Raw genomic sequence first — 25,954 nt, 5'->3', positions numbered from 1 at the left:
AACCCATGTCCGCGACCAAGATTTTATGGGGCCAGGTCATCATTGTGTTCCTGATCGTGCTCGCCGCCTTGTGGGGCGCGACCCAATGGACCGCTGCCGCGCTGGCCTATCAGCCCGAGCTTGGCCCGCCCTGGTTCATGCTCGGCGAGTGGCGAATCTATCCGCCGCCGGCCTTCTTCTGGTGGTGGTTCAGCTTCGACGCATACGCACCCGACATATTCCTGACGGGGGCATACATCGCCGCGTCCGGCGGGTTCGTGTCGATCGCCGTCGCCATCGGCATGTCGGTGTGGCGGGCGCGAGAACTGAAGAACGCCGAGACCTACGGCTCGGCGCGCTGGGCGGGCGAGAGGGAGGTGCGCGCGGCCGGGCTGCTCGGGCCGAGCGGCGTCGTGCTCGGTAAGCTCGCGCGCGACTATCTGCGCCATGACGGTCCCGAGCATGTGCTGTGCTTCGCCCCGACGCGCAGCGGCAAGGGCGTTGGCCTGGTGGTGCCGTCGCTGCTGACTTGGCCGGGAAGCTGTATTGTCCACGACATCAAGGGGGAGAACTGGACGCTCACCGCAGGCTTCCGCGCGCGCCACGGCCGCGTGCTCTTGTTCGATCCGACCAACGCGGCGTCGGCCGCCTACAACCCGCTGCTGGAGGTGCGGCGCGGCCAGTGGGAGGTGCGCGACGTCCAGAATGTCGCCGACGTGCTGGTCGATCCCGAGGGAAGTTTGGAGCGCCGCAATCATTGGGAGAAGACCTCCCACTCGCTGCTGGTAGGCGCCATCCTCCACGTCCTCTATGCGGAGACTGACAAGACGTTGGCCGGCGTTGCGGGATTTCTGTCCGATCCGGCGCGCACGATCGAGCAGACGCTGGGGGCAATGATGGCGACGCCGCACCTCGGCGAAGCCGGCATTCATCCCGTCGTCGCCTCAGCCGCGCGCGAGCTGCTGAACAAGTCGGACAACGAACGGTCGGGGGTGTTGAGCACCGCCATGTCCTTTCTCGGCCTCTACCGCGATCCCGTCGTCGCGCAGATAACACGGGCGTGCCAGTGGCGCATATCGGATCTGGTCGAGGGCGAGCGCCCGGCGACACTCTATCTGGTCGTGCCGCCCAGCGACATATCGCGCACCAAGCCGCTGATCCGACTCATCCTCAACCAGATCGGGCGCCGGTTGACCGAGGAGCTGACGCCGAAGGGCAATCGCCATCGCGTGCTGCTGATGCTCGACGAGTTTCCGGCGCTCGGCCGCCTCGACTTCTTCGAGTCCGCCCTGGCGTTCATGGCGGGCTACGGGCTCAAGGCGTTCCTGATCGCGCAGTCGCTCAACCAGATCGAGAAGGCTTACGGCCCCAACAACGCGATCCTCGACAACTGCCATGTCCGCGTGAGCTTCGCCACCAACGACGAGCGCACCGCCAAGCGCGTGTCGGACGCGCTCGGCACCGCCACCGAGATGCGGGCGATGAAGAATTACGCCGGGCATCGCCTATCGCCGTGGCTTGGGCATTTGATGGTGTCGCGGTCAGAGACCGCCCGGCAGCTCCTCACCCCCGGCGAGGTGATGCAGCTCCCGCCCGACGACGAGATCGTCATGGTGGCGGGCGTCCATCCGATCCGCGCGAAGAAGGCGCGCTACTATCAGGATCGCCGTCTGGCCGAACGGATCGCGCAGGCACCAGCGCCGGAGGCCGCCAAGATCAGGCCCGACGACTGGACCGGGCGGCAGGCATTCGCCGATCCGAAGCAGGTCGCACGCATCGTCCGCGATGCCGAAGACGCTGCCAATGGCGGGCTGCGCCGCGAGCCCGAGCTGCCCGAGCATGTGGCCATTGCGCCGGAAACGACGGCCCCGCCCGCGCAGGAGTTCGCGATCGTTGAGGACGAGCAGGACGACGCGGCCCGGCAGGCGGCCGTGCGCCGCGGGATGCAGGGGCTCGCACGGCAAGCGTCGCTCGATCCAGGTGACGACATCGACTTGTAGGAGGCCGTCATGCGAACCCGGCTCAACGTCTATTTCCCGCCCGCGCTCGCCAAGCAGGTGGACGAGTTGGCGATCCGCCGCCGTATATCACGCTCGGCAATCGTGGAGGCAGCGGTCGCGTCTTACCTTTCTCCGGACGGCGCCGACCGGATGGAGGCGGCGTTCGCGCGCAGGCTTGATCGCCTGTCGCGCCAAGCCCAGCGGCTTGAGCGTAACACCGCCCTGACCACCGAGGCACTGACATTGTTCGTCCGGTTCTGGCTGTCCGTGACCCCGCCGCTGCCCGACGAGGATCAGGCGGCGGCGCAGGTCAAAGGCCGCAAGCGCTACGAGGGCTTCATCGAGACGCTCGGCAGGCGTTTCGCCAGCGGCAAGACCTTGCTGGACGAGATACCGGAAGATGTCTGGCCGCGTTCAACATCCCCCGAGTCGGACTGATTTGCCGCGCCTGACCTAGATGTAGCGGAAAGCCGCTTCCGCCCTCGGCAACGTATCTGCCGCCCCTTCTACTACGCCGGCAACTAGCTATTGCGAGCCGAGTATTCCTGCGTCTCTTGATGTGCCCCGACAGCCGGGCGGCGGTTCGCCCGGCCCATTTCAGGGGCCAATCGTTGACCGTCCACCCGATCCGATCCGAGGCGAAATCACGCGGCGCGCGGATGCTGCGCACCGCGCTCGGACCGTCGATCGCGGGCTGGCTGGACGATCCCGCCGTCATCGAAGTGATGCTTAACCCGGACGGCCGGCTTTGGCTCGATCGGCTCGGCGAAGGCATCAGCGATACGGGCGAGACGCTGAGCGCCGCCGACGGCGAGCGCATCGTTCGCTTGGTCGCACATCATGTCGGTGTCGAGGTGCACGCCCGCAGCCCCCGCGTCTCTGCCGAGCTGCCGGAAGGCGGTGAGCGGTTCGAGGGGCTGCTGCCGCCCGTCGTCGCCGCGCCGGCCTTCGCGATCCGAAAACCGGCCGTCGCCGTGTTCACGCTCGACGATTATGCGCGCGCCGGGATCATGTCGGCGGCCGAAGCCGAGGCGCTGCGCCACGGCGTCGAAACCCGCGCCAACATCCTCGTTGCGGGCGGCACCGGCGCGGGCAAGACCACGCTGGTCAACGCGCTGTTGGCGGAAGTCGCCAAAACCACCGACCGCATCGTCCTGATCGAAGACACGCGCGAGCTGCAATGCGCCGCGCCCAACCTCGTCGCGATGCGGACCAAGGACGGCGTGGTGTCGCTGTCCGAGCTGGTCCGCTCGTCGCTGCGCTTGCGCCCCGACCGCATCCCCATTGGCGAGGTGCGCGGCGCCGAGGCGCTCGACCTCATCAAAGCTTGGGGCACCGGCCATCCCGGCGGCGTCGGCACGATCCACGCCGGCACCGCGCTCGGCGCGCTGCGACGCATGGAGCAGCTCATCCAAGAGGCCGTCGTCACGGTCCCGCGCGCGCTGATCGCCGAGACGATCGACCTGATCGCCGTGCTGGTCCGCGACGGGTACGGCCGCCGGCTGACCGAGCTGGCCCGCGTCGACGGGCTTGACCCCGCGACCGGCGACTACCGCCTCGCACCGCTCACCACCCCCCAACCCGGAGACCTACCATGATCCATGCCCTTCGGCATGGCGCGCGTCGCGCCATGCTCACTGCCACCGCCAGCGTGATCGCGCTGACCTTCGCCGTTCCGGCCTATGCCGGCGGCTCGTCGATGCCGTGGGAAGCGCCGCTCCAGTCGATCCTCGAAAGCATCGAGGGGCCGGTGGCGAAGATCATCGCCGTCATTATCATCATCGTGACCGGCCTGACGCTGGCGTTCGGCGACACGTCGGGCGGCTCGCGCCGGCTGATCCAGATCGTGTTCGGCCTGTCGATCGCGTTCGCCGCGTCGAGCTTTTTCCTGTCGTTCTTCTCGTTCGGCGGCGGAGCGCTGATCGCATGAACGGCGCGGCCGATCATGGCGATCCGATCGCGGGCTATTTCGCTCCGGTCCACCGGGCGCTGACCGAGCAGATATTGCTCGGCGGCGCTCCGCGCTCGCTCGCCATCGTCAACGGGACGCTGGCGGGCGCGATCGGCCTCGGCCTGCGCCTGTGGATCGCCGGCCTGGTCATCTGGGCCGTCGGCCACGGACTGTCCGTCTGGGCCGCCCGCCGCGACCCGCAATTCGTGGACGTGGCCCGGCGCCACCTGCGCTACGCGACATGGATGCGGCCATGATGAGCTTGCGCGAATATCGCAGCAAAGCTGCGAACCTTCCCGACTTCCTGCCCTGGGCCGCGCTGGTCGGCGAAGGCGTCGTCCTCAATAAGGACGGCAGCTTCCAGCGCACCGCGAAGTTCCGCGGCCCCGATCTCGACAGCGCGACCCCGGCCGAGCTGGTCGCCACGACCGCCCGGCTCAACAATTCGTTGCGCCGGCTCGGCTCCGGCTGGGCGATCTTCGTCGAGGCGCAGCGCACGCCCGCACTCGACTATCCGGAAGGCCACTTTCCCGATCCCGTGTCGTCGCTGGTCGAGTTCGAGCGCCGCGAACAGTTCCGCGAGGAGGGCGCGCACTTCGAGAGCCGCTACTTTCTGACGTTGCTGTGGATGCCGCCGGCCGAGGAAGCGGCTCGCGCAGAAGGCTGGCTCTACGAGGGCCGTTCCATATCCGGCGTCGATCCGTGGGAGCTGCTGAAAGGCTTCACCGATCGCAGCGACCGCGTGCTCAACCTGGTCGAAGGCTTCGTGCCCGAAGTCCGCTGGCTCAAGGACGCCGAGACGCTGACCTATCTGCACAGCACGGTTTCGACGCGCCGCCAGCGCGTGCGCGTGCCGGAAACGCCGATGCACCTCGACGCGCTCCTGGCCGACGAGCCGCTGACCGGCGGGCTGGAGCCGCGCCTAGGCGAGCATCATCTGCGCACGCTCACCATCGTCGGCTTCCCAAGCGTGACGTTCCCCGGCCTGCTCGACGAGCTGAACCGGCTCGCCTTCGAGTATCGCTGGGCGACCCGCGCGATCATGCTCGACAAAACCGATGCGACCAAACTGCTGAGCCGCATCCGCCGGCAATGGTTCGCCAAGCGCAAGAGCGTGGTCGCGATCCTGAAAGAGGTGATAACCAACGAGGCGTCGGTCCTCGTGGACAGCGACGCCTCGAACAAGGCCGCCGACGCCGACACCGCCCTGCAGGAGCTGGGCGCCGACTATGCCGGCATGGCCTATGTCACCGCGACGGTTACGGTATGGGACCGCAACCCCGCCGTCGCTGCCGAGAAGCTGCGGCTGGTTGAGAAGGTCATTCAGGGCCGCGACTTCACCGTCATCCCGGAGGGCATGAACGCGATCGAGGCATGGCTGGGGAGTCTGCCCGGCCACACCTACGCCAATGTCCGCCAACCCCCGATTTCCACCATCAATCTCGCCCACCTGATCCCCCTGTCAGCGGTATGGGCGGGGCCGGAACGGGACGAGCATTTCGGTGCGCCCCCCTTGCTTTACGGCAAGACCGAAGGCTCGACCCCGTTCCGGTTTTCCCTTCACGTCGGCGATGTCGGCCACACGCTGATCGTCGGCCCAACAGGCGCCGGCAAGTCAGTGCTGCTCGCGCTTATGGCGATGCAGTTTCGGCGCTACGAGAACGGCCAGGTCCTCGCCTTCGATTTCGGCGGCAGCATCCGCGCCGCCGCGATCGGCATGGGCGGCGACTGGCAGGATCTCGGCGGGATGCTCGCCGACCAGGCCGGCGAAGGCGTGCAGCTCCAGCCGCTCGCTCGGATCGACGATCCGGCCGAGCGCGCATGGGCGGCGGAATGGCTGGCGGCGATCCTCGCGTCCGAGGGCGTCACGGTCGATCCGCAGGCCAAGGAGCATTTGTGGTCGGCGCTCGGCTCCCTCGCCAGTGCGCCCGTGCCGGAACGCACGCTGACCGGGCTCGCCGTGCTGTTGCAGAGCCAGCAGCTCAAGCAGGCGCTCGCCTCCTATTGCCTTGGCGGGCCGTGGGGCCGGCTGCTCGACGCCGAGGCCGAGCGGCTCGGGGAAGCGTCGGTGCAGGCGTTCGAGACCGAGGGTTTGGTCGGCGCCGGATCGGCCGCCGCAGTGCTGTCCTACCTGTTCCACCGGATCGAAGGCCGGCTGGACGGCTCGCCGACGCTCATCATCATCGACGAAGGCTGGCTGGTTCTTGATAGCCCCGACTTCGCCGCGCAGCTCCGCGAATGGCTGAAGACCCTGCGCAAGAAGAACGCCAGCGTCGTGTTCGCCACGCAGAGCCTCGCCGACATCGAGACGTCGAACATCGCGCCGGCCATCATCGAGAGCTGCCCGACGCGCATCTTCTTGCCGAACGAGCGCGCGGCCGAGCCGCAGATTGCCGCCATTTACGAGCGGTTCGGGCTCAACGCCCGCCAGATCGAAATACTCAGCCGGGCGACGCCCAAGCGCGACTATTACTGCCAGTCGCGGCGCGGCAACCGGCTGTTCGAGCTGGGGCTGGGCGAGGTCGCGCTGGCCTTCGCCGCCGCGTCTTCCAAGGCCGATCAGCTCCGCATCGCCGAGCTGGTCGAGACCCACGGCCGCAAGCGCTTCGCCGCCGAATGGCTGCGCCATCGCGGCTTGGCCTGGGCGGTCGATCTTCTTCCCGAACCCCAACCCGATCCGCTGGCCGGTCGCCGGGAAGATGCCGGCCAGCTCCCCCTTGCCTTGAAGGACATGACCCCATGAAGCCCAATATCCTGTGCCGCGCCATGCTGGCCGGCGCCATCGCCACGTCGAGCATGATCGGCATCACCGCCGCCACGCCGGCGCACGCTCAGTTCGGCGGGATCGTCTATGACCCGACCAACTACGCGCAGAACGTGCTGACGGCCGCGCGGTCGCTCCAGCAGGTCAACAACCAGATTCAGCAAATCCAGCAGCAGGCGACCAGCCTGATGAACGAGGCGCGCAACCTGGCTTCGCTGCCGTTCAGCTCGCTCCAGCAGTTGCAGCAGCAGGTGCAGCGCACCCAGCAGCTTCTCGGCGAGGCGCAGCGCATCGCCTACGACGTGCAGAACGTCCAGCAGGTGTTCAACGGCCGCTACAAGGGCGCGGCGCTGACCGGCACCCACGCGCAGATGGTCGCCAACGCCAATGCGCGCTGGGCGGATAGCGTCGGGGCGTTCGAGGACGCGCTGCGTGTTCAGGCCGGCGTCGTCGGCAACATCGACGGCGCGCGCACGACGATGGACGGCCTGGTCACGTCCAGCCAGTCGGCGACGGGCGCGCTTCAGGCGGCACAGGCGGGCAACCAGCTTCTCGCGCTGCAATCGCAGCAGCTCGCGGACCTGACGGCGCTGCTCGCCGCGCAGGGCCGGGCGCAGGCGCTGGACTCGGCGCGCAACGCCGCCGTCGAAGCCGAAAGCCGCGAACGGCTCCGCCGCTTCCTCACGCGGTCCAACGGCTATCAGCCGGGCAACGCCCGCATGTTCCACGACTGATCGTCATGGACAGCAAGCTCCTCGCGCGCATCGGCGCTGTCGTCTTCATCGCCATCGCCATCACGATGACGGCGATCGAGATGAGCCGTGCGCCCGAGCCACCGCGCGCGGAGCCGGCGGCCGTCGCCGACACCTCGGCGACGGACCCGCTGCTGATCGAGCTGCGCCGCTGCCAGTCGATCGGCGCGGCCGGGGCAAGCGACCCCGACTGCCTGCGCGCCTGGGCCGAGAACCGTCGCCGGTTCCTCGCGCCCGGCGCGCGTCCCGCCGCCCGCATCGCCGATGGCGTCACCCCGCAGGAGAAATGATATGGGCGGCACCGGCGTCGTCGATCGCTTTCTGGATGTCTTCACTCGCTACATCGACAGCGGGTTCGGCCTGCTCGGCGGAGAAGTGGCGTTCATCGCCACCACCCTGATCGTCATCGACGTGACCCTGGCCGCGCTGTTCTGGACGTGGGGAGAAGGCGACGACATCATCGCCCGCCTCGTCAAGAAAACCCTGTTCGTCGGCGTCTTCGCCTACATCATCGGCAACTGGAACAGCCTTGCGCGGATCGTCTTCGAGAGCTTCGCGGGACTCGGGCTGAAAGCGTCCGGCACCGGCTTCACCGCCGCCGAACTGCTCCAGCCAGGCCGGGTCGCACAAGTCGGGCTGGAGGCGGGCGAGCCCATCCTCCAGTCGATTTCCGACCTCATGGGCTGGGTCGCGTTCTTCGAGAATTTCATCCAGATCGCGGTGCTGCTGTTCGCATGGGTGCTGGTCATCCTCGCCTTCTTCATTCTGGCGATCCAACTCTTCGTGACGCTGATCGAGTTTAAGCTGGCGACGCTCTGTGGCTTCGTCCTCATCCCGTTCGGCCTGTTCGGCAAGACCGCCTTCATGGCCGAGCGCGTGCTGGGGCTGGTGATCTCGTCGGGGATCAAGGTGCTGGTGCTTGCCGTCATCGTCGGCATCGGCTCGACCTTGTTCGACGAGTTTCGCGCCGGCTTCGGCGGCGCGCAGCCGAGCATCGAGGATGCGATGGCGGTCGCGCTCGCCTCGCTATGCCTGCTTGGGCTCGGCATCTTCGGCCCGTCGATCGCCAATGGCATCGTCTCGGGCGGCCCGGCGCTGGGCGCAGGGGCTGCGGCGGGAACCGTGCTCGCAGCGGGCGGAGCGCTTGCCGGTGGCGCCGCTGCCGCCCGCCTCGGCGCCGGCGCTGCGGCGGGTGCGATCGGCGGCGCGGCGAGAGGCGCCGCCTTCACCTCGGGCGCGGCCAACAGTGCCTATGCGCTCGGCNCGGCCGGTAAGACCGGCGCGGCTGCGGTCGCCGGCGGCGCTGGCGGAGTCGGCGAAGCCGCCGTCGGTGCGGCCATGTCGCCGCTCCGCAAGGCCGCAGCCTCGCTCAAGGACAACTATCGCTCAGGCGGCCGCGCCGCCGTCACCGCAACGGGCGGGACCATTTCAGGCGGTAGCTCCACGCCGTCGCCGGACGCGCCGGCCGGCGCACCCGCCTGGGCGTCCGCGATGAAGAACCGCCAGACCATGACCCACGGCGCGACCATCGCCGCCCACACGCTGCGTTCCGGCGACGGCGGCGGCAGCGGCGCGTCCGTCGATACCAGCCAGAAGGATTGATCCATGTTCAAGCGCCCCACCATCCGCTACGGCCAGACGCCCGAACCGGCCACACCTTACCAGCGCGCGGCGCAGGCATGGGATGACCGCATCGGTTCGGCGCGCGTGCAGGCGAAGAACTGGCGGCTCGCCTTCTTCGGGACGCTGGCGCTTTCAGGCGGCTTGGCCGGCGGCCTTGTCTGGCAATCGACACGCGGCCACATTGTCCCCTGGGTCGTTCAGGTCGATCGGCTGGGCGAAGCCCAGGCGGTTGCACCGGCCGAGGCCGGCTACCGCCCGACCGATCCGCAGATCGCGTTCCATCTCGCTCGCTTCATCGAGCAGGTCCGCGCGATCCCGGCCGATCCGGTGATCGTCCGTCAGAACTGGCTCAGGGCTTACGACTTCACGACCGATCGCGGCGCGCTTGCGCTCAATGACTATGCGCGCGCCAACGACCCGTTCGCCAATGTCGGGCGGGTGCAGGTCGCGGTGGAAGTGTCGAGCGTTATCCGCGCCTCACCCGACAGCTTCCGCGTCGCCTGGATCGAGCGCCGCTATCAGGACGGCAGCCTTGCCGCCACCGAACGCTGGTCTGCGATTCTCACCATCGTCGTCCAGCCGCCACGCACTCCCGACGCCCTGCGCAAGAACCCGCTCGGCGTCTTCGTCAATGCCCTCAACTGGTCGAAGGAGCTGTCGCAATGACCGGCATACCCATCCGCCGCGCGGCCACGGCCGCGCTGTTCGTCTCCGCATCCGCGCTCGCCGGCTGCGCCACCACGTCGGCCAGGCCGCCCGTGATCGCTTCCGACGATCCGCCCCCGGCGATTGTGGCGACGCCCGCGGCCGAGCCGCCCCGCGCGGTCGAGATCGTCACGATCCCCGAGCCGTTGCCGCTGCCCGGCCAGTTGAAGCAGGTGACGGAGAGCGCGCGAACGTCAGAGCCCGCCGATCCGCGCCGCCGTGTCGGCGACGCCAACGACGCCGCGCGCATCCAGCCCGTGCGCGACGGCTTCCTCAACGCCATCCAGCAATATCCGTGGACCGAAGGCGCGCTCTATCAAGTTTACACTGCGCCCGGCCAGATTACGGACATTGCCTTGCAGAAAGGCGAGCAGCTCGTGGGGCCGGGGCCGGTCGCGGCCGGCGACACGGTGCGGTGGATCATCGGCGACACGGTGAGCGGCAGCGGCGCGACCGCGCGCGTCCATGTCCTCGTCAAGCCCACCCGGCCCGACCTGGCCACGAATCTCGTCATCAACACAGACCGGCGAACCTATCATATGGAGCTGCGGGCGACGCCTTCGACCTATATGGCGTCGGTAAGCTGGACCTACCCGCAGGACCAGCTCATCGCCTTGCAAGGCCGCAACGCGGCTGCTGCTGCCACTGTGCCGGCCGCGACCGGCGTGGACGTGACGGCGCTTAATTTCCGCTACCGGATCGAAGGCGACCGCGTGCCGTGGACGCCAGCCCGCGCGTTCGACGACGGACGGCAGGTGTTCATCGAGTTTCCCGGCGGGATCTCGCAGGGCGAGATGCCGCCGCTGTTCGTGACCGGCGCGCGCGGTGACGCCGAGCTGGTCAATTACCGCGTGCAGGGCCGCTACATGGTGGTCGATCGCCTGTTCGCCGCCGCCGAGCTGCGCCTGGGCGATCGGCGCACCGAGCAGCGCGTCCGCATCGTGCGCGACGACGGACGGCGGGGGCGGCCGTGACCGACAGCCACGATCCGTTCGTTGAAGATCGGCCCGCCCCGCAGTCGGCCCGCCCTGATCCGGCCGCGTTCCAGCTTCGCGGCGATCCACCCCGCGTCATGCGGCTCTCCCGTAAAGCGCTCGCCATCGTCGGCGTCGCCGCCGGACTCGGCATAGGTGGTTCGCTGATCTATGCGCTGCGACCACCGGGCGAGAAGGCCGCTCAGGAACTCTACAACACCGACAGCCGCGCCACTGCCGAAACCATCACGTCCGGCCCGCGCGACTATGCTCAGGCGCCCCGACTCGGCCCGCCGCTTCCCGGCGACCTCGGCCGCCCGATCGTGTCCGCGCAGCAGCGCGGCGAGGACGTTCCCGTGCCGCCGATCGGCGCGCAGCCAGGTCCGCCCGATCCCCGCGCTCAGGCGGCGGAAGCCGCCCGGCAGCGCGCGGCGCAGGAACGCGATGCGGCCCGCACCAGCNCGGTCTTCCTCGGCAGCGGCGGCGCGCGTGCGGGTGCGGAGCCGGTCTCGACGCCGGGCTTGCCGGCGCCTTCCGCGCAGGAACCGGCGCAGCAGGCGGCGCAAGGCGACCAGGCCGGCAAGCGCGCCTTCATGGCGCAGGCGGCCAACCAGCGCACGGTCAGCGTCGAGCGGCTGACGGCGCCGGCATCGCCAAACATCGTGCAGACCGGCAGCATTATCCCGGCTGCGCTCATCACGGGCGTCCGTTCGGACCTGCCCGGCCAGATCACCGCGCAGGTGACGGCGAACGTCTATGACAGCCCCACGGGGCGCATCCTCCTCATCCCGCAGGGCGCGCGGCTAATTGGCGAGTATGACAGCGAGATCGCCGCCGGGCAGACCCGCGTGCTGCTCGCCTGGGACCGTCTTATCATGCCGGACGGCCGCTCGATCGTTCTCGAGCGCCAGCCCGGCGCGGACGGTGCCGGCTTCGCCGGCCTACAGGATCGCGTGAACCAGCATTGGGGCAACCTGCTCAGGGCAGCCGCCGTCTCGACGCTGCTCGGCGTCGGAACTGAGCTGAGCGCGGACAGCGAGGACGACCTGACCCGGGCGCTGCGGCGTGGCTCGCAGGACACCATCAACCAGACCGGCCAACAGATCGTGCGGCGGCAGCTCAACGTGCAGCCGACGCTCACCATCCGGCCCGGCCATCCGCTGCGCGTGGTTCTTACCCGTGACCTCGTGCTCGAACCGATCGGAGCAACGCGATGACGAAGTTGAAGCTGGGCCCCCTGGCGGACGACCGCCCCCTCAAGCTGACGGTCGAGCTGCCCGCAGCCGTTCACCGCGATCTTGTCGCCTACGCCGCTGCTCTTGCGGCCGAAACGGGCGGGGAGGCCGTGTCCCCCGAAAAGCTAGTCTCGCCCATGTTGGCAAAGTTCATGGCAAGCGACCGCGGTTTTTCGCGGCGAAGGGGAACCCGCAAGGACTGAGTCGACGCGCAGCCGTTCAGTTACCCAAGAACCGCTTGCGGCGTTCCTGAGCCTCGACCTTGATTATCGCTTCCTCGGCATTGGCGCATTCGCCGCCTCGCACAGAGCCATCGCGGCATCCGGCCACGACTTGCCGCGCCTCGTCGATATTCGCCACGAAATATTGCGTGCCCCGCGCCTCGCTTGGCGCCGCAGCGACAGGCGACGGACTGGTGACGGCCGCTACCTGCGGCGTCGGAGCGATGACCGGACGCAGGACAAATCCACTTGCGAAGCCGACAAGCAAAGTGACGAATATGACGATGGTTGTCTTACCTTGCGACATGGCTGTGACTCCAAGGAATAACTATTTAATTTACTGCAATAATCCCGAGAAATCAAAGGACAGAGCATAACGAGCCTTGATGAATCCCAAGAAGCGTCGCAGTGCTGGATTACCGTTGTCATCGCGCCAGTAACCCGAATACCCGATCAGCGCTGGTCCCTGTTCGCCGTGGATTGGACGGTAAACAACATCGGGATAGCGAGCGCCGCTGGCGCCTTCGCAGATGATTGAGACGCCAAGTCCGTCACCCAAGACACTCAAGATCGACTCGCGGCTGGACTGGTGCATCCTGATATCTGGCGTCGTGCCCGATCCCGCCAATCGGCCAAGCAACATATCGCGGATTTCGGAGCCAGGATCGGCGGCGGTCAGCAAGAACCGCTCGCCGCGCAGATCGGTCCAGTGGACGATTTCGCGCTCGGCCAAGGGATGATCGGAGGGAAGGGCAGCTAGGACACGCTCGCTCCAGAAGGATTCACGCCGATAGCCATCATGGTTCGCTTCGCCCATTAGAATCGCAATGTCGATCTCCCAAGTGTCGAGCCCGGCGATGAGCGCGCTTCGGTCAGCTTCCACACCGTCAAGGTCGACGTCAGGATGCGCAGCGCGCCATCCCAGAACGGTCGCCCGCAGATTGCCGGCGGACACCGAGCTGTTGTATCCAATCATCAGGCCACCGGCATGACCTTGGCCGGCCGCCCGCATCAGAGCCACCAGCTTGTCTGCATTGGCAAGCATCGGCTTCGCGCTGCGGATAAACGTGCCGCCGGCGATCGTCATAGTGACGCCGGCGCGCGAACGCTCGAAGATTTTCACTCCGATCGCCCGCTCCAGTTTCAGGATGTTCCGACTAAGCGTCGATTGTTCGATGTCGAGCGCGCGGGCCGCACGGTAGAAGCTACCATGATCGGCCGCCGCAATGGCATAACGGAGTTGGCGTATATCGAAGGACACCGATCCGACTATCCTCGGGCAGAGGACGCCTTCACAATCGTTTCCGGTCGAACCGGCAGATCGCCCACTTTGCCGAACCGACGAGGCGCGGGCTTGGTGGGCGAAGCAGCGCTACCTTCGGCGAGCCCCTTGATGATCGGACAATCGGGCCGGGCGTCGCCGTGACAGCTCACCGCCAGCGTCTCCAGCGCGGCAACCATGCCCTCGATTTCCGCAATCTTCGCCCGCAACACCTCGACATGGCCGAGCGCCAACGCCTTCACGTCGGCGCTCGCGCGGCTGCGGTCGCTCCAAAGCGCCAACAAGTTCCCGATCTGCTCAACCGTGAACCCCAGGTCGCGGGCGCGTCGGATGAAGCGGAGCCGGTGAACATCGTCATCGCCATAGTCGCGATAGCCGGTATCCCGGCGCGCGGCCTTGGGAATGAGGCCCGTCTGTTCATAGTAGCGGATCATCTTGGGGCTGACCCCGGATGCCTTCGCCGCTTGGCCGATGTTCATGGGCGCGCTCCCTCGTTTGGTGCGCCGGAACCCAAGCCGAGCGCGGCCGCGATCTTCGGCCGCTGTTCGCCATAGGTCCCGTGGAAGAACTGTTCACCGACGAAGGTGATCGGCGCGACGCGTACCCCCGTCCGCGCCTTGGCTTCCTCCATTACCGCCGGGTCGGCGAGGTCGCGTTCCTCGTAGGCGATCCCTTGCCCATCGAACCACCGCTTGAGTGCGTGGCAGTCGGGGCACGTCGGCGTGGTGTAGATGGTGATGGACTTGTCCATGATCCTTTCCCTTCTCGTCAGGCCGCGGCCGCGCGAGCGTGCGGCGCGACCGCCGCAGCGCGCTCGCCGCGATCAGCCGCGAGCACGGGCTTGTAGGTTTTGAGCCGTAGCGCGTTCGAGAGCACGAATACGCTGGACAGGGCCATCGCGCCGGCCGCGAACACGGGCGATAGCAGCGTCCCCGAAACGGGGTACAGTGCGCCGGCCGCTACGGGGATGAGGGCGGCGTTGTAGGCAAAGGCCCAGAACAGGTTCTGCTTGATGTTCTTGATCGTCGCCTTGGAGAGCGCAATTGCGTTCACCACGCCGCGCAGGTCCCCCGACATGAGCACCACGTCGGCGGATTCGATCGCGACGTCCGTTCCCGTCCCGATCGCGAGCCCCACATCGGCTTCGGCAAGCGCGGGAGCGTCGTTGATGCCATCGCCCACGAACGCCACCTTGCGCCGGCCGTCGCGGAGATGGTGGATGGCGTCCACCTTGCCGTCCGGCAGCACTTCGGCGACCACTTCGTCGATCCCGAGCTGGCGGGCGACCGCTTCGGCCGTCGCGCGGTTGTCGCCCGTTATCATGGCGACCTTGAGCCCAAGATCGTGGAGGGCGCGGATCGCTTCAGGCGTCGTATCCTTGATCGGATCGGCGACCGCGATCACGGCGGCGAGCTTGCCGTCAATGGCGGCATAAAGTGGCGACTTGCCTTCGCTGCCCAGCCGCGCGGCCTCATCGGCGAAAGCGGCGACGTCGAGCCCGAGCTTCTTCATATAGCGATCGGCCCCGACCGCGACCGTGCGGCCGCCGACCGTGCCCGAGACGCCGTAGCCCGGAGTCGCCTCGAACCCCTGGAGGGCGGGGACGCGCAGGCCGCGCTTCTCGGCCGCGAGCACGATCGCATCAGCGATGGGATGTTCCGACTTCGCCTCGACCGCCGCGACCAGCGCCAGCACTTCGTCGCGCTCGAACCCAGACGCGGGCGTCAGATCGGTCAGCTCCGGGCGGCCCTCGGTGAGCGTGCCCGTCTTATCGAGCGCCACCACGGATACGTCGCGGAGCGTCTGGAGGGCTTCGCCCTTGCGGAACAGCACGCCGATTTCGGCGGCGCGGCCGGTTCCCACCATGATCGAGGTCGGCGTCGCCAGTCCCATCGCGCACGGGCAGGCGATGATGAGCACCGCCACCGCGTTGACCAGCGCGAAAGTGAGCGCCGGCGTCGGGCCGAGGATCAGCCAGATCAGGAAGGTGAGCGCGGCCACCCCCATCACCGCGGGCACGAACCACGCCGTCACCTTATCCACCATCGCCTGGATCGGCAGCTTGGAGCCTTGCGCCTGCTCGACCATGCGGATGATGTTAGCGAGCACGGTATCTGCGCCGACCTTGGTGGCCCGGAAGGAGAAGGCTCCGGTCTTGTTTATCGTGCCACCCACGACTTCGGCACCCGCTTCCTTGGCCACGGGCACCGGCTCGCCGGTAATCATGGACTCGTCCACATAGGATGAACCTTCGGTCACTTCGCCATCGACAGGCACTTTCTCGCCGGGGCGGACCTGGACCACATCGCCCGCGCGCACGTCGGCGATCGGCAGCTCGATCACCTCGCCGTCGCGCTCGACGCGGGCGGTCTTTGGCGTGAGCCCGACGAGGCGCTTGATCGCTTCCGACGTGCGGCCCTTGGCTTTCGCTTCGAGATAGCGCCCGAGTAGGATCAGCGTGACGATGACCGCGGCTGCCTCGTAATAGACGTTGGCGGTGCCGGCCGGGAGCACTTGAGGCGCAAGGGTCGCGACGACCGAATAGCCCCAGGCTGCCGACGTTCCGACCGTGACCAGCGAGTTCATGTCGGGCGTGCCGCGCAGGATCGCAGGGACACCCTTCTGGAAAAAGCGGCGGCCCGGCCCGAACAGGACGGCGGTGGTGAGCGCGAACTGGAGGAACCAGCTCGTCCGCATCCCAATCGTGCCCATCACGAAATCATGGACGGCGGGGATCAGGTGCGAGCCCATCTCCAGCACGAACACGGGGAGCGTCAGCAGCGCGGCGATGAGGAGGGCGCGCTTAAGGTTCGCCAGCTCCCGCTGCCGTGCATCGCGCTCGCGATCGGCCGAGGCATCCCCGGCGACCAGGCGGCGCGGCTCATAGCCGGCGCCGCGGATCGCAGCCTCCAAGTCCTCGACCGAGGCGACCCCGTTCAGGTAGCGGACGTTCATCTTCTCAGTCGCAAGATTGACGGTCGCAGCTGCGACGCCGGGCACGGCTTTCAGCGCCTTCTCGACATGCGCGACGCACGAGGCGCACGTCATGCCCTCGACGCCCAGCTCGACGGCGCTTTCCGGCACCGCATAACCCGCGCCCTCGACCGCGCGGACCACGGCCGAGGCGTCCGGCTTGCCGGTGAACGCCACGTCGGCGCGCTCGGTGGCGAGGTTGACGTTGACCGAGGCGACGCCCGGCAGCTTGCCGATCGCTTTTTCGACATGGCCGACGCAGGACGCGCAGGTCATCCCCTCAACGGGAATGCTGATCGTCGCGCCCGTTCGGGCCTCGCGCTGCAATGGGATAACGGTCGCCATGAGCTGTCCTTTCTTGCTCTCTGGCACTCCAGATAAGGGTTCCAACGATGGGAAGGTCAAGGCCCATTGACCTTGCCAAGGTTGGAAAGCGCATGAGCAGGTCCGAGGAGGCCCACCTTGTCCGACCCCGACCCCGACCCGACCGACCCGACCCGCACCATTCGCCGCAGCCTAACGCGTCATCTCGTCACGGCGAACCCGCAGCCGCCTGCGGATTGCGCCGATCGCGCCTTCGCTGAGGCGATGATCGCGCATTATGAGGACTCGATCGCGACCGCGCGGCTCCTACGCGAGACGCGCGCCGACGCGCTGTTCGCCTGGCTGGCCGAGGCGATCATTGCGTCCCACGAACGCGACCTCGACATGCTCCGCCGCTGGCTGGAGTCGTGCGACGGCTAAGGCGTCGCGCGCACTTCCGCCGTCGTGGCGCAATCGAGCCCGCCCGGCTGGTCGCACACCTCCCAACCGCCGCCCAGCGCCCGGTAGATGCCCACCACCGAAAGGAGGTGTTGGGCCTGTGCCTCGACCAGCTCGCTTTCGGCATCGACTCGGGCTCGCTCGGCTTCGAGCACGTCAAGGAACTGACCTTCGCCTTCGCGGAACCGGATCGACGCGAGTCGGGCGGCTTCCCGGCTCGCGATGGCGCGTTCCGTGAGCCGCGCCATCCGCGTCCGCACCGCGCCATAGGTGGCAAGCGCGTCCTCGACCTCGCGTAGCGCATCGAGCACGGTGCGATGATAGACGACCAGGGCGGCGTCGGTTCGCGCGTCTGCCGCCCCGACTTGGGCGCGCAGACGCGGCAGGTCGAACACGCCCCAATCGAGTGACGGACCGGCCGCGAACGACAAGGCGCCGCCGCTCGCGAGCGAACCGAGGCTCCCCGCGAGGAGCCCGATCAAGCCGGTTAGGCGGACCGTGGGGAACAGCTCCGCCCGCGCCGCGCCCGCCCGTGCGCTCGCGGCCGCAAGGTTGCGTTCGGCGGCCTCTATGTCGGGTCGGCGGCGCAGCAGCTCGGCGGGCGTGCCGACCGCGACCGTGGCGACTTGCGGCAGCGCCGGCGAGGTGTCCGGTGGTAGGTCGAACCCTTCCGGGGTCTCGCCCAGCAACACGGCGAGTGCGTGACGCGCCACCGCGATCCGCTGCTCGATCGGCGCGACCGTCGCCTCGACCGCGCGCAGTTGCGCTTCGGCCCGCACCACGTCGAAGCGCGCGCCTCCGCCCAGCGCGGCGAGCTTGCGCGTCACGTCCAAGGACCGCTGTTGATTGGCGACCGAGGCTCGCGCGACCCTCGACGCCGCTTCGGCTCCGCGCAGCTCGAAATAGCGGCTGGCCACGTCGGCGGCGACCGACACGCGCACGTCCTGCAGCAGCGCGGACGCGCCACCTACCTCGGCTTGCGCGGCTTCGATCGACCGACCGATGCGGCCGAACAGGTCGAGTTCCCAACCGGCTTCCGCACCGACCCGCAGGGAATCGACGTCGCGCGGGAGCGCGCCGAACCGTTCGGGATCGGCGAGCCTTCGGCGCTGGTAGGAAGCGTTGAGGCCGCCGCCTGGCAGGCGGGCGGTTCGGGCCGCGCGGCCGNGCGCGCGCGCTTCGTCGAGGCGAGCGACCGCGAGCTTGGCGTCGAGATTGGCGGAGAGCGCGCGGACGATGAGCTGGTCGAGCGCCGGATCGCCGAAGGTGCGCCACCAGCGGACTTCAACGTCCGCACCTGAGACGCCGGCCGGCCTCGCCGCGTAGGCAACCGGGGCCCTGCTTTCAGGCGGCGCATAGTCCTTCCCTGCGGTCGCGCAGCCACCCAACATGGCCAAGAGGAAGCCCTCGAAGAGCCGGGCGCGGATCATGGCGTCACCTCCCCCGCTGGCGCGAAGGGCGGGGTACGGTGATCCTTCCCGCGGTTCAGGACGAGCCGCCTGATCGCCACGTAGAACACGGGCGTTAGGAACAAACCGAACAGCGTCACGCCCAGCATCCCGAACAAGACCGCGACCCCCATAGCCTGTCGCATCTCGGCACCCGCCCCGGCAGCGATCGCGAGCGGGATCACGCCGGCGATGAAGGCGATTGAAGTCATCAGGATCGGGCGCAGCCGCAACCGGCAGGCGGCGAGCGCTGCGTCGAGGGGAGCCAGACCCTCTTTCTCCTTGTCGCGCGCGAACTCGACGATGAGGATCGCGTTCTTGGCCGCCAGCCCGACCAGGACCACGAAGCCAATCTGCGTGAAGATGTTGATGTCGCCGCCCGTCAGCCACACGCCGGCGAGCGCGCTTAGGAGACACATCGGCACGATCAGCAGCACGGCCAGCGGCAGCGACCAGCTATTATATTGGGCGGCGAGGATCAAAAACGCCATCAGCACCGCGAGCGGGAACACGTAGAGCGCAGCGTTGCCCGCCGCCTTTTCCTGATAGGTCAGCTCCGTCCATTCATAAGTCATGCCGTCCGGCAATCCGGCCGCGATCCGCTCCATTGCGGCGACCGCCTGCCCGGAGCTGTGGCCCGGGGCGGGGCCGCCCGAAATGTCGGCGGACGGGAAGCCGTTATAGTGGATCACCCGATCAGGTCCGGCGCTCGGCCGTGTGGTGACCAAGGTGGAGAGCGGCACCATGTCGCCGGACGCATTCCGCACTTCGAGGCGTCCGATCGCTTCCGCTTGCGAGCGGTCCTCCGCATCGGCCTGGACGAACACCTGATAGGTGCGGCCGAAGCGGTTGAAGTCGTTGACGTAGAGCGAGCCCAGATAGACCTGCATCGTCTCGAACACGCCGGTGAGTGGCACGCCCAAGATCTTGGCCTTGGTCCGGTCCACATCGACCGCGATCTCGGGAGAGGTAACATTGAAGCTGGTGAGGAGGCCGGTGAGGGCGGGATTTTGCCCCGCCTCCTGCACCACCTTGGCCGTGGCGGCAGCGAGGGCTTCATAGCCCGCGCCCGAACGGTCCTCGATCTGCATCTTGAAACCGCCCGTCGCGCCCAACCCCGGCACCGGGGGCGGCGGGAACAGGCCGATGAACCCGTCGGGGATTTGTGCGACCTTCGCCTGGAGCCGCCCCGCGATGGCGTTCGCCGACAGGTCTTTGCTTTTCCGCGCCTCGAACGGATCAAGCATCGCGAACATCACGGCCGCATTGGGCACGTTGACGAACCCGTTGATCGAAAGGCCGGGAAATGCGACCACGCTTTCGACACCGGGTTCGGCGAGCGCGATCTTCGACACTTGCTTGACGACCGCTTCCGTCCGTTCGAGCGAGGCCGCGTTGGGGAGCTGGACGATGCCGACCAGGAAGTATTTGTCCTGCGCCGGCACGAAGCCCTTGGGCAGTGTGGCAAAGCCGAGGTAGGTGAGCCCGATCAGGCCGGCATAGACGACCATGACGAGACCGCCCAAGCGCACGGCCCTTCGCACCCCGCCAACGTAAGCGCCCGACGCCCGCTCGAAGAAGCGGTTGAATGGACGGAACAGCCAGCCCAGCGCTTTATCGATGCCGCGCTGGAGCGGGTCGCGCGTTGCGCCGTGCCCCTTGAGGAGCATGGCCGACAGCGCCGGCGAGAGGGTGAGCGAGTTGATCGCGGACAGAATGGTGGAGATCGCGATGGTGAGCGCGAACTGGCGGTAGAACTCGCCTTGCAGTCCGCCGAGAAAGGCGGTGGGGATGAACACGGCGGCGAGCACGGACGTGATCGCGATGATCGGCCCCGTCACTTCGGCCATCGCCTTGCGCGCGGCCTCCTTGGGTGCTTCGCCCAGCTCGATATGGCGCTCGACGTTCTCAACCACCACGATCGCATCGTCCACGACGATGCCGATCGAGAGCACCAGACCGAATAGCGACAGCGTATTTAATGAGAAGCCGAACAGATACAGGATCGCCAGCGTGCCGATCAGCGACACCGGCACCGCGACAAGGGGGATGATCGACGCCCGCCATCTCTGGAGAAACAGGATCACCACCAGCACAACGAGCAGCACCGCTTCGAGAAGCGTGTGCAGCACGGCCTCGATCGATGCGCGCACGAAGATCGTGGGATCATAGGCGATGCGGTAGCTGATCCCGTCCGGGAACTGGCGCGACAGCCGCTCCATCGTGCTCCGCACCGCGCTCGACGTGTCGAGCGCGTTCGCGCCGGGGCTCTGGATGATCTGCATGGCGACCGCGGGTTCGCCGTCGAGCAGCGAGCGAAGCGCGTAGTTGTTCGCGCCCAGTTCGATCCGGGCCACGTCGCGTAGCCGCGTGACCTGACCGTCCGAGCCCGTTTTGACGACGATCGCACCGAACTCGTCCTCGGTTTGCAGCCGCCCCTTGGCGTCGATCGCCACCTGGAATGCCGACGAAGCGTTGGGCGATTGGCCGACCGAGCCGGCCGCCACCTCGACGTTCTGCTCGCGCATGGCGGCCACCACGTCGCTCGCGGTGAGCCCGCGCGCGGCGACCTTGGCAGGGTCGAGCCACACCCGCATCGAGTATTCGCCGGCACCCCACACGGCCACGTCGCCGACGCCAGGCAGACGCGCGAGTTCGTCGCGGACCTGGAGCTGTGCGTAATTGGAGACGAACAGTGGGTCGTAGCGGCCGTTCGGCGACAGCATGTGAACGACCATCAGCACGTCGGGCGAGGTCTTGGTGGTGGTGATGCCCAAGCGCTGCACGTCTTCCGGCAGGCGCGGGAGGGCGCGCTGGACGCGGTTCTGGACCTGCACTTGCGCTATGTCGGGATCGACGCCCTGGCGGAAGGTGACGGTGAGCAGCATCCTGCCATCGGTCGCGCTCTGCGATTGCATGTAGATCATGCCTTCGACGCCGTTGATCGCCTGTTCGAGCGGACTGGAGACGGTTTCGGCGATCACGTCCGGCGATGCGCCGGGATAGGTTGCCGTCACCTGGACCGTGGGCGGCGTGACCGCCGGATATTCGCTTAAAGGCAGGTGGGTGAGCGCCGCCGCGCCCGCGATGAGCATAAGCACGGACAGGACGATGGCGAAGATGGGACGATCGATGAAGAAGCGGGGGAAGTTCATCGTGCAGCCTCCTGGGTAGCGGCCGCATTTCCCTTTTGTGTCGGCATAGGCACCAAGCGGGGATTGACCTTCATGCCGGGGCCGGCGAGCCCCTTCACGATAACCCGCTCGCCGGGACGCAGGCCCTCCTCGACCACGCGCAGCCCATCGACCAGGCCGCCGATTTTCACCGGGCGATACTGCGTCATGTTGTCGGGGCCGAGGACGAGCACGTAGCGCCGGCCCTGTTCGGCCCCGATCGCCAGATCACTGACCAGCACGGCGGGACGCGGGCTGCCGACCGCCAGCTCGACTTCGGCGAACAGGCCGGGCGTGAGCGCGCCGCNCGGGTTGGGGAGCACAGCGCGGACCGCGATCGTGCCCGTGCCGCGGTCGAGGCGGTTGCCGATGAAATCGAGCCGGGCCGAACGCACGCTTCCATCTTCGAGCCGCACGTGGACCGGCAGGCGCGCGGCCGGTCCGCGCGTGCGCGACCCAGCGAGCGCGGCCAAGTAAGTGGCCTCGTCCACGTTAAAGTCCACATAGAGCGGATCGACGGAGACGATGGTGGTGAGCGGGCTCGCCGCCTCGCCGCCCGCGACGAGATTGCCGCGCGTGACGAGGATTTTGCCGACGCGCCCCGAGATGGGGGCCTCGACCGAGGCATAGGCAAGATCGAGCGCGGCGAGCCGTTCGGCGGCCTCGGCCGAGGCGAGCTGCGCTTGCCGTTCGGCGAGCGCGGCGCGTGCCTGGTCGGCGCGTTCCTGCGCCGACACGCCTTCCGCCACGAGCCGGGCGGCGCGGGTGTTTTCGGCGCGCGCGAGCCCAAGGCGGGCGCGGGCTTCGCGGGTCGCCCCGCGCGCGCCGTCGAGGCGAGCGCGAAACGGCGCGGGGTCGATCAGGAACAGGCGTTGGCCGCGACGGACGAGCTGGCCTTCGGGCACTCTGACTTCGGCGACGTAGCCAGAGACGCGCGGTTTCAGCTCAACGCTTTGTACGGCTGCGAGCGTCCCGTTGTAGGTCGAACGCGGCGCATGATCACGCGTGACGGCGGCGGCCGCGAGCACTTGCGGGGGCTGTGGAGCAGCTGCGGCGGCCTCACCTTCGCCAGTTCGACCGAACCAGAAGAGCGCCGCTACCAGCAGCGCGATCACCGCACCCGCGGCCACCAGCCTGTGTTTCGTCATATACTCGCCTCCCGACCGAAAACGGGCGGCGCTGCCCCCGTTTCGGTCCTTCGGCGTGAGTGAATGCGGCTTCCGAGCGTTGGAAGGTCAAGAACTTTGTTGCCGGTCCGCATCGAGCGCCTCGGCGGGGCGTTTCCGGCCGTGCAGCGCCGCCCATGAGGTCACCCCCATCGCGAGAATGACGAGCGGCGCCGCGCTTTGGGTGACGATCTCCCATCCAAGCTTGGTCTGAACGGCGCCGGCCGCGAGCGAGGCCGCGGCCGTCCCGCCGAACACCAGGAACTCGTTCAGCCCTTGCACCCGCGCCCGTTCGGCGGGCCAGTAGCTTTGCGTCAGCAGCGCCGTCGCCGCGACGTAGAGGAGGTTCCAGCCGACGCCGAGAACGAGGAGCGCGGCGTTGAAGTGGAGCGCGCTATTGCCTGCCAGTGCGCCAAACAGGCTTGCGAGGACGACCGCGCCGCCGGCAAGCAGCACGGAAACAGGGCCGATCCGGGCGACGAGCTTGCCAGTGACGAACGACGGCGCGAACATGCCAAGCAGGTGCCAGCGCGTGAGGCTCGCCGCGGCATCCACCCCGTGACCGGCCGCCACGATCGCGAGCGGGGAAGCGGTCATCACGAAGCTCATCACCGCATAGGCGACGACCGCGTTGACTACGGCAGCAATGAACACCGGCTGGCGGGCGATCAGGCCAAGCGGCCGCCGCGCGCCGGCTGTCACGGATGCAGACGGAGGCGCGAGGGCGAGCGTCGCGACGACCCCGAGCGCGAGGAGCGACAGCGGCACCGCTGCGAGATAGGAGCCGGCGAACTCCACAGTGGGGATCGCCGTTCGGCTCCAGGCGCCGATGCTGGGGCCGAGCAGCGCCGCAGCGATTCCGCCGGTAAGCACCCAGCCGACCGCTTGCGCCCCCTTGCCGCGTTCGTCGGCGGCCTCCGCGGCCGCGAAGCGATAATACATGGCGAACGCCTGATACGTCCCGAGGAGCGCGTTGCCGGCGCAGAACAGCGCGAACGAGCCTTGGGCGATGCCCCATGCCGCGACTCCGGCGCCGACCGATCCGGCCGCGGCTCCTGCCACGAACCCGATGCGCCGGCCGAAGCGGCCCATCAGGAGCGAAGCCGGAATGGTGGTGAGCATCGTCGCGACCGTCATCAGCGCCGCGGGCAGGGTCGAGAGCGACGGATCGGGGGCGAGCCGGCCGCCGATGATACCGGAAAAGGCGAATGCGATGGCCGTCCCGCCCAGATACAGGGCTTGCGCGACGGCCAGGCGGAAGACCGTGGACCGGAACGAGGCGGCGCGGCGTAGCACCTCCGCCCTAGTGCAGTCGTCGGGCGCTATGCGCGCCCGTGCAGGTCGAGGGATCGCCTTCGACGACCGGAGCGGTTGGACGGTCGCCGGCGTCACAGCCGCGCGCCAGCGCCTCCAGCGCGGCGATCAGCGTGCGGAGCTGGCGTTGCTTGCGTTCGAGGGCTTCGATGTGGTCGAGCGGGCGGGTCGCCACCCGACCGTCTGAGCGCCGATCATCGCTCCACAGGGCGAGCAGTCCGCCGATTTTTTCGATGGTGAAGCCGAGGCGGCGCGCGCGGCGGATGAAGCGCAGGCGGTTTATGTCGCCGTCGCCATAATCGCGGTAGTTCGCGCGCGCCCGGGCCGGGCTGGGGATCAGGCCGGTTCGCTCATAGTAGCGGATCATCCTCACACTGATCCCCGAAGCAATCGACGCCTCGCCGATGTTCATGGCGCTTTCCTCGCATGTCGTCCGGCACGGGAGATGCGGTTTACAACGAGGGCAAGGTCAAGACCCGAATTGGCAGAGGGAACTGGAACCTGGGCCGCCGGCAACGTGGTCCCCACCCGACCGGTGGCACCAGGATGACTAGCCCCTTGACCTTGCCATTGTGGCAAGCCCCAAATGCGTTTGCGAACACCGCCAACGGGAGAGTTCGCATGTATCAATTCCACGTTCCCGGCATGACGTGCGGCGGCTGCGCGCGCGCTGTCACCAATGCCATCAAGGCTATCGACCCCACGGCCGAGGTCACGACCGATCCGCCCGCGCGCAGCGTGACGGTGCAGTCGCAGGCCGACGAGCAGGCGCTGGTGAGTGCGCTTTCGGAAGCGGGCTACCGGGCCGAGCGCAAGGACCAGTCCGCCGCGTGAACTGCGAAAGGCGCGGCCGCTCCGGCGAGCAGCCGCGCCCTTCCTTTCACCTCGCAGATACTCACCCCAGCAGGAGAACGCCAATGGCTCATGCGAACGAGGCCGCCAAGAAAGCTTACGAGGAGATCAATAACCGTATGCACCACGCAATGATGGGCGATATGACGGGCGATCCCGATCGCGATTTTGTGGAGGGGATGATTCCACACCATCAGGGCGCGATCGAAATGGCCCGCGTCGTAATCGAGCACGGCGACGACGCCGAGCTGAAGAAGCTCGCCGGGGAGATCATCGTCGCCCAGGAGCGCGAGGTGGCGTTCCTGGAAGACTGGAGACGCCGGCACCGCGCTTGAACGAAGGGAGGCCGGACATGGACCATCACCACAGCGCCCAACAAGACGCAGCGCGCGCTCAAGCGCACGCACACGGGGCGTCGCTCAATCGATTGGCGTTCAGCGCCACGGTTCATTGCCTGTCCGGATGCGCGACGGACGAGTGGTCGGCATGGTCATGGGGACCGGAGCGGGCTTGAGTGACGGCGCAACGATCGGCGTCGCGACCGTGCTCGCGTCCTCTTCGGCTACGGCTTTACCATGATCCTGCTATTGCGATCCGTCCCCGGCGCGATGGCCGCGACCTTAGGCCAGCCGCTCTTTTGGGGCTCGCTCGCGCTCGCGCTCGTGATCGCGGGAGCTTTCGCCTACCCCGTTAACCGCTGGCTGATCGCGCGCGGGCGCGGCCACGCCGTCATTCACCAACACCACGGCCACCACTGACTCGATCGAAGTCGGAGATCCC

27 protein-coding genes are annotated in these 25,954 nt (G+C 68.0%); 17 read left to right on the top strand and 10 right to left on the bottom strand.

Translation table 11 applies throughout. The annotated features are described in order from the left end of the window. Window positions 1-5 precede the first annotated feature (5 nt). The 13 genes from BHE75_RS04205 (at window position 6) to BHE75_RS04145 (ending at window position 12,186) form a co-directional block, all read left to right on the top strand. Entirely contained in the window at window positions 6-1,979 is a 1,974-nt protein-coding gene (locus BHE75_RS04205; RefSeq protein ID WP_070932638.1) for a conjugal transfer protein TraG, read from the top strand. A 9-nt stretch (window positions 1,980-1,988) separates the two neighbouring features. Then, complete coding sequence (locus BHE75_RS04200) at window positions 1,989-2,417, top strand: CopG family transcriptional regulator (RefSeq protein ID WP_070932636.1); 429 nt, start codon at window positions 1,989-1,991, stop codon at window positions 2,415-2,417. Between the two features lie 173 nt (window positions 2,418-2,590). Continuing rightward, window positions 2,591-3,577, top strand: coding sequence for a P-type conjugative transfer ATPase TrbB (gene trbB, locus BHE75_RS04195; protein WP_070932634.1), 987 nt, complete (start codon window positions 2,591-2,593; stop codon window positions 3,575-3,577). Then, window positions 3,574-3,909, top strand: coding sequence for a TrbC/VirB2 family protein (locus BHE75_RS04190; protein ID WP_070932632.1), 336 nt, complete (start codon window positions 3,574-3,576; stop codon window positions 3,907-3,909). Before trbB ends, BHE75_RS04190 begins: the two co-directional genes overlap by 4 nt. Further along, window positions 3,906-4,187 carry a VirB3 family type IV secretion system protein gene (locus BHE75_RS04185; protein ID WP_070932631.1) on the top strand — a complete coding sequence of 94 codons (282 nt, stop codon included), beginning with the start codon at window positions 3,906-3,908 and terminating at the stop codon, window positions 4,185-4,187. The genes BHE75_RS04190 and BHE75_RS04185 overlap by 4 nt, the downstream gene beginning before the upstream one ends. After that, complete coding sequence (gene trbE, locus BHE75_RS04180; protein ID WP_070932628.1) at window positions 4,184-6,673, top strand: conjugal transfer protein TrbE; 2,490 nt, start codon at window positions 4,184-4,186, stop codon at window positions 6,671-6,673. Before BHE75_RS04185 ends, trbE begins: the two co-directional genes overlap by 4 nt. Further along, window positions 6,670-7,428 (top strand): P-type conjugative transfer protein TrbJ, encoded by a 759-nt coding sequence (gene trbJ, locus BHE75_RS04175; protein ID WP_070932626.1) that lies wholly within the window; start codon window positions 6,670-6,672, stop codon window positions 7,426-7,428. The genes trbE and trbJ overlap by 4 nt, the downstream gene beginning before the upstream one ends. Before the next feature lie 5 nt (window positions 7,429-7,433). Beyond that, a complete protein-coding gene (trbK-alt, locus tag BHE75_RS04170) occupies window positions 7,434-7,736 on the top strand; it encodes a putative entry exclusion protein TrbK-alt (protein ID WP_070932625.1) in 303 nt (100 codons plus the stop codon). A gap of 1 nt (window position 7,737) precedes the next feature. Further along, on the top strand, window positions 7,738-9,048 hold the full coding sequence (gene trbL / locus BHE75_RS04165) for a P-type conjugative transfer protein TrbL (protein ID WP_070932622.1): 1,311 nt from the start codon (window positions 7,738-7,740) through the stop codon (window positions 9,046-9,048). 3 nt (window positions 9,049-9,051) lie between these two features. Continuing rightward, window positions 9,052-9,735: a conjugal transfer protein TrbF gene (gene trbF / locus BHE75_RS04160; protein WP_070932619.1), complete on the top strand. Its 684-nt coding sequence runs from the start codon at window positions 9,052-9,054 to the stop codon at window positions 9,733-9,735. Further along, entirely contained in the window at window positions 9,732-10,748 is a 1,017-nt protein-coding gene (gene trbG, locus BHE75_RS04155) for a P-type conjugative transfer protein TrbG (RefSeq protein WP_070932618.1), read from the top strand. The genes trbF and trbG overlap by 4 nt, the downstream gene beginning before the upstream one ends. Continuing rightward, window positions 10,745-11,965: a TrbI/VirB10 family protein gene (locus tag BHE75_RS04150; RefSeq protein WP_070932616.1), complete on the top strand. Its 1,221-nt coding sequence runs from the start codon at window positions 10,745-10,747 to the stop codon at window positions 11,963-11,965. The genes trbG and BHE75_RS04150 overlap by 4 nt, the downstream gene beginning before the upstream one ends. Continuing rightward, on the top strand, window positions 11,962-12,186 hold the full coding sequence (locus BHE75_RS04145; RefSeq protein WP_070932614.1) for a DUF2274 domain-containing protein: 225 nt from the start codon (window positions 11,962-11,964) through the stop codon (window positions 12,184-12,186). Before BHE75_RS04150 ends, BHE75_RS04145 begins: the two co-directional genes overlap by 4 nt. Before the next feature lie 16 nt (window positions 12,187-12,202). Here BHE75_RS04145 and BHE75_RS04140 read toward each other — a convergent pair whose 3' ends face one another. Genes BHE75_RS04140 through BHE75_RS04120 form a run of 5 tightly spaced genes read right to left on the bottom strand, consistent with a single transcriptional unit; the run spans window position 12,203 to window position 16,804 of the window. Further along, complete coding sequence (locus tag BHE75_RS04140) at window positions 12,203-12,511, bottom strand: hypothetical protein (RefSeq protein ID WP_070932612.1); 309 nt, start codon at window positions 12,509-12,511, stop codon at window positions 12,203-12,205. A gap of 30 nt (window positions 12,512-12,541) precedes the next feature. Further along, on the bottom strand, window positions 12,542-13,465 hold the full coding sequence (locus BHE75_RS04135) for a LysR family transcriptional regulator (protein WP_070932610.1): 924 nt from the start codon (window positions 13,463-13,465) through the stop codon (window positions 12,542-12,544). Between the two features lie 8 nt (window positions 13,466-13,473). Beyond that, entirely contained in the window at window positions 13,474-13,965 is a 492-nt protein-coding gene (cueR, locus tag BHE75_RS04130; protein WP_070932608.1) for a Cu(I)-responsive transcriptional regulator, read from the bottom strand. Then, window positions 13,962-14,237: a glutaredoxin family protein gene (locus BHE75_RS04125; protein WP_070932606.1), complete on the bottom strand. Its 276-nt coding sequence runs from the start codon at window positions 14,235-14,237 to the stop codon at window positions 13,962-13,964. Before BHE75_RS04125 ends, cueR begins: the two co-directional genes overlap by 4 nt. A 17-nt stretch (window positions 14,238-14,254) precedes the next feature. Further along, window positions 14,255-16,804 (bottom strand): heavy metal translocating P-type ATPase, encoded by a 2,550-nt coding sequence (locus BHE75_RS04120; RefSeq protein WP_070932605.1) that lies wholly within the window; start codon window positions 16,802-16,804, stop codon window positions 14,255-14,257. Window positions 16,805-16,921: 117 nt separating this feature from the next. Here BHE75_RS04120 and BHE75_RS04115 point away from each other — a divergent pair, with 117 nt between their 5' ends. After that, window positions 16,922-17,203, top strand: a complete 282-nt coding sequence (locus BHE75_RS04115; protein WP_070932604.1) for a DUF305 domain-containing protein — start codon at window positions 16,922-16,924, stop codon at window positions 17,201-17,203. Here BHE75_RS04115 and BHE75_RS04110 read toward each other — a convergent pair. The 5 genes from BHE75_RS04110 to BHE75_RS04090 form a co-directional block, all read right to left on the bottom strand. Beyond that, on the bottom strand, window positions 17,200-18,612 hold the full coding sequence (locus BHE75_RS04110) for an efflux transporter outer membrane subunit (protein WP_438830606.1): 1,413 nt from the start codon (window positions 18,610-18,612) through the stop codon (window positions 17,200-17,202). The genes BHE75_RS04115 and BHE75_RS04110 overlap by 4 nt on opposite strands. Before the next feature lie 35 nt (window positions 18,613-18,647). Next, window positions 18,648-21,824 carry an efflux RND transporter permease subunit gene (locus tag BHE75_RS04105; protein WP_070932601.1) on the bottom strand — a complete coding sequence of 1,059 codons (3,177 nt, stop codon included), beginning with the start codon at window positions 21,822-21,824 and terminating at the stop codon, window positions 18,648-18,650. After that, entirely contained in the window at window positions 21,821-22,990 is a 1,170-nt protein-coding gene (locus BHE75_RS04100) for an efflux RND transporter periplasmic adaptor subunit (protein ID WP_070932599.1), read from the bottom strand. Before BHE75_RS04100 ends, BHE75_RS04105 begins: the two co-directional genes overlap by 4 nt. Window positions 22,991-23,077: 87 nt before the next feature. After that, window positions 23,078-24,304, bottom strand: coding sequence for an MFS transporter (locus BHE75_RS04095; RefSeq protein ID WP_070932597.1), 1,227 nt, complete (start codon window positions 24,302-24,304; stop codon window positions 23,078-23,080). Between the two features lie 7 nt (window positions 24,305-24,311). Continuing rightward, window positions 24,312-24,734: a MerR family transcriptional regulator gene (locus tag BHE75_RS04090; RefSeq protein WP_070932595.1), complete on the bottom strand. Its 423-nt coding sequence runs from the start codon at window positions 24,732-24,734 to the stop codon at window positions 24,312-24,314. Window positions 24,735-24,943: 209 nt separating this feature from the next. On the opposite strand from BHE75_RS04090, the gene BHE75_RS04085 reads away from it, so the two are divergent. The 3 genes from BHE75_RS04085 to BHE75_RS24665 all read left to right on the top strand — a co-directional run bounded on the left by BHE75_RS04085 (window position 24,944) and on the right by BHE75_RS24665 (window position 25,932). Beyond that, window positions 24,944-25,156: a heavy-metal-associated domain-containing protein gene (locus BHE75_RS04085; protein ID WP_070932593.1), complete on the top strand. Its 213-nt coding sequence runs from the start codon at window positions 24,944-24,946 to the stop codon at window positions 25,154-25,156. A gap of 83 nt (window positions 25,157-25,239) precedes the next feature. Next, the gene (gene copM / locus BHE75_RS04080; RefSeq protein WP_070932591.1) at window positions 25,240-25,509 is read left to right on the top strand and encodes a CopM family metallochaperone; all 270 of its coding nucleotides are present in this window, start codon (window positions 25,240-25,242) and stop codon (window positions 25,507-25,509) included. 240 nt (window positions 25,510-25,749) lie between these two features. After that, entirely contained in the window at window positions 25,750-25,932 is a 183-nt protein-coding gene (locus BHE75_RS24665; RefSeq protein ID WP_217494709.1) for a DUF4396 domain-containing protein, read from the top strand. Window positions 25,933-25,954 lie beyond the last annotated feature (22 nt).

This window comes from Edaphosphingomonas haloaromaticamans, from assembly GCF_001853345.1.
Taxonomy (GTDB): Bacteria; Pseudomonadota; Alphaproteobacteria; order Sphingomonadales; family Sphingomonadaceae; genus Sphingomonas_E; species Sphingomonas_E fennica.
This window is presented reverse-complemented; position numbering and strand designations above follow the sequence as displayed.

Excerpts from the sequence above, each read along its gene's own strand:
- trbG (WP_070932618.1), top strand. The coding sequence starts at position 9,732 with ATGACCGGCATACCCATCCGCCGCGCGGCCACGGCCGCGCTGTTCGTC.
- BHE75_RS04090 (WP_070932595.1), bottom strand. The coding sequence starts at position 24,734 with ATGAACATCGGCGAGGCGTCGATTGCTTCGGGGATCAGTGTGAGGATG.
- BHE75_RS04185 (WP_070932631.1), top strand. The coding sequence starts at position 3,906 with ATGAACGGCGCGGCCGATCATGGCGATCCGATCGCGGGCTATTTCGCT.
- BHE75_RS04200 (WP_070932636.1), top strand. The coding sequence starts at position 1,989 with ATGCGAACCCGGCTCAACGTCTATTTCCCGCCCGCGCTCGCCAAGCAG.
- BHE75_RS24665 (WP_217494709.1), top strand. The coding sequence starts at position 25,750 with ATGATCCTGCTATTGCGATCCGTCCCCGGCGCGATGGCCGCGACCTTA.
- BHE75_RS04120 (WP_070932605.1), bottom strand. The coding sequence starts at position 16,804 with ATGGCGACCGTTATCCCATTGCAGCGCGAGGCCCGAACGGGCGCGACG.
- trbE (WP_070932628.1), top strand. The coding sequence starts at position 4,184 with ATGATGAGCTTGCGCGAATATCGCAGCAAAGCTGCGAACCTTCCCGAC.
- BHE75_RS04125 (WP_070932606.1), bottom strand. The coding sequence starts at position 14,237 with ATGGACAAGTCCATCACCATCTACACCACGCCGACGTGCCCCGACTGC.
- BHE75_RS04085 (WP_070932593.1), top strand. The coding sequence starts at position 24,944 with ATGTATCAATTCCACGTTCCCGGCATGACGTGCGGCGGCTGCGCGCGC.
- BHE75_RS04140 (WP_070932612.1), bottom strand. The coding sequence starts at position 12,511 with ATGTCGCAAGGTAAGACAACCATCGTCATATTCGTCACTTTGCTTGTC.
- trbF (WP_070932619.1), top strand. The coding sequence starts at position 9,052 with ATGTTCAAGCGCCCCACCATCCGCTACGGCCAGACGCCCGAACCGGCC.
- trbJ (WP_070932626.1), top strand. The coding sequence starts at position 6,670 with ATGAAGCCCAATATCCTGTGCCGCGCCATGCTGGCCGGCGCCATCGCC.
- cueR (WP_070932608.1), bottom strand. The coding sequence starts at position 13,965 with ATGAACATCGGCCAAGCGGCGAAGGCATCCGGGGTCAGCCCCAAGATG.
- BHE75_RS04105 (WP_070932601.1), bottom strand. The coding sequence starts at position 21,824 with ATGAACTTCCCCCGCTTCTTCATCGATCGTCCCATCTTCGCCATCGTC.
- copM (WP_070932591.1), top strand. The coding sequence starts at position 25,240 with ATGGCTCATGCGAACGAGGCCGCCAAGAAAGCTTACGAGGAGATCAAT.
- BHE75_RS04190 (WP_070932632.1), top strand. The coding sequence starts at position 3,574 with ATGATCCATGCCCTTCGGCATGGCGCGCGTCGCGCCATGCTCACTGCC.
- BHE75_RS04145 (WP_070932614.1), top strand. The coding sequence starts at position 11,962 with ATGACGAAGTTGAAGCTGGGCCCCCTGGCGGACGACCGCCCCCTCAAG.
- BHE75_RS04205 (WP_070932638.1), top strand. The coding sequence starts at position 6 with ATGTCCGCGACCAAGATTTTATGGGGCCAGGTCATCATTGTGTTCCTG.
- trbK-alt (WP_070932625.1), top strand. The coding sequence starts at position 7,434 with ATGGACAGCAAGCTCCTCGCGCGCATCGGCGCTGTCGTCTTCATCGCC.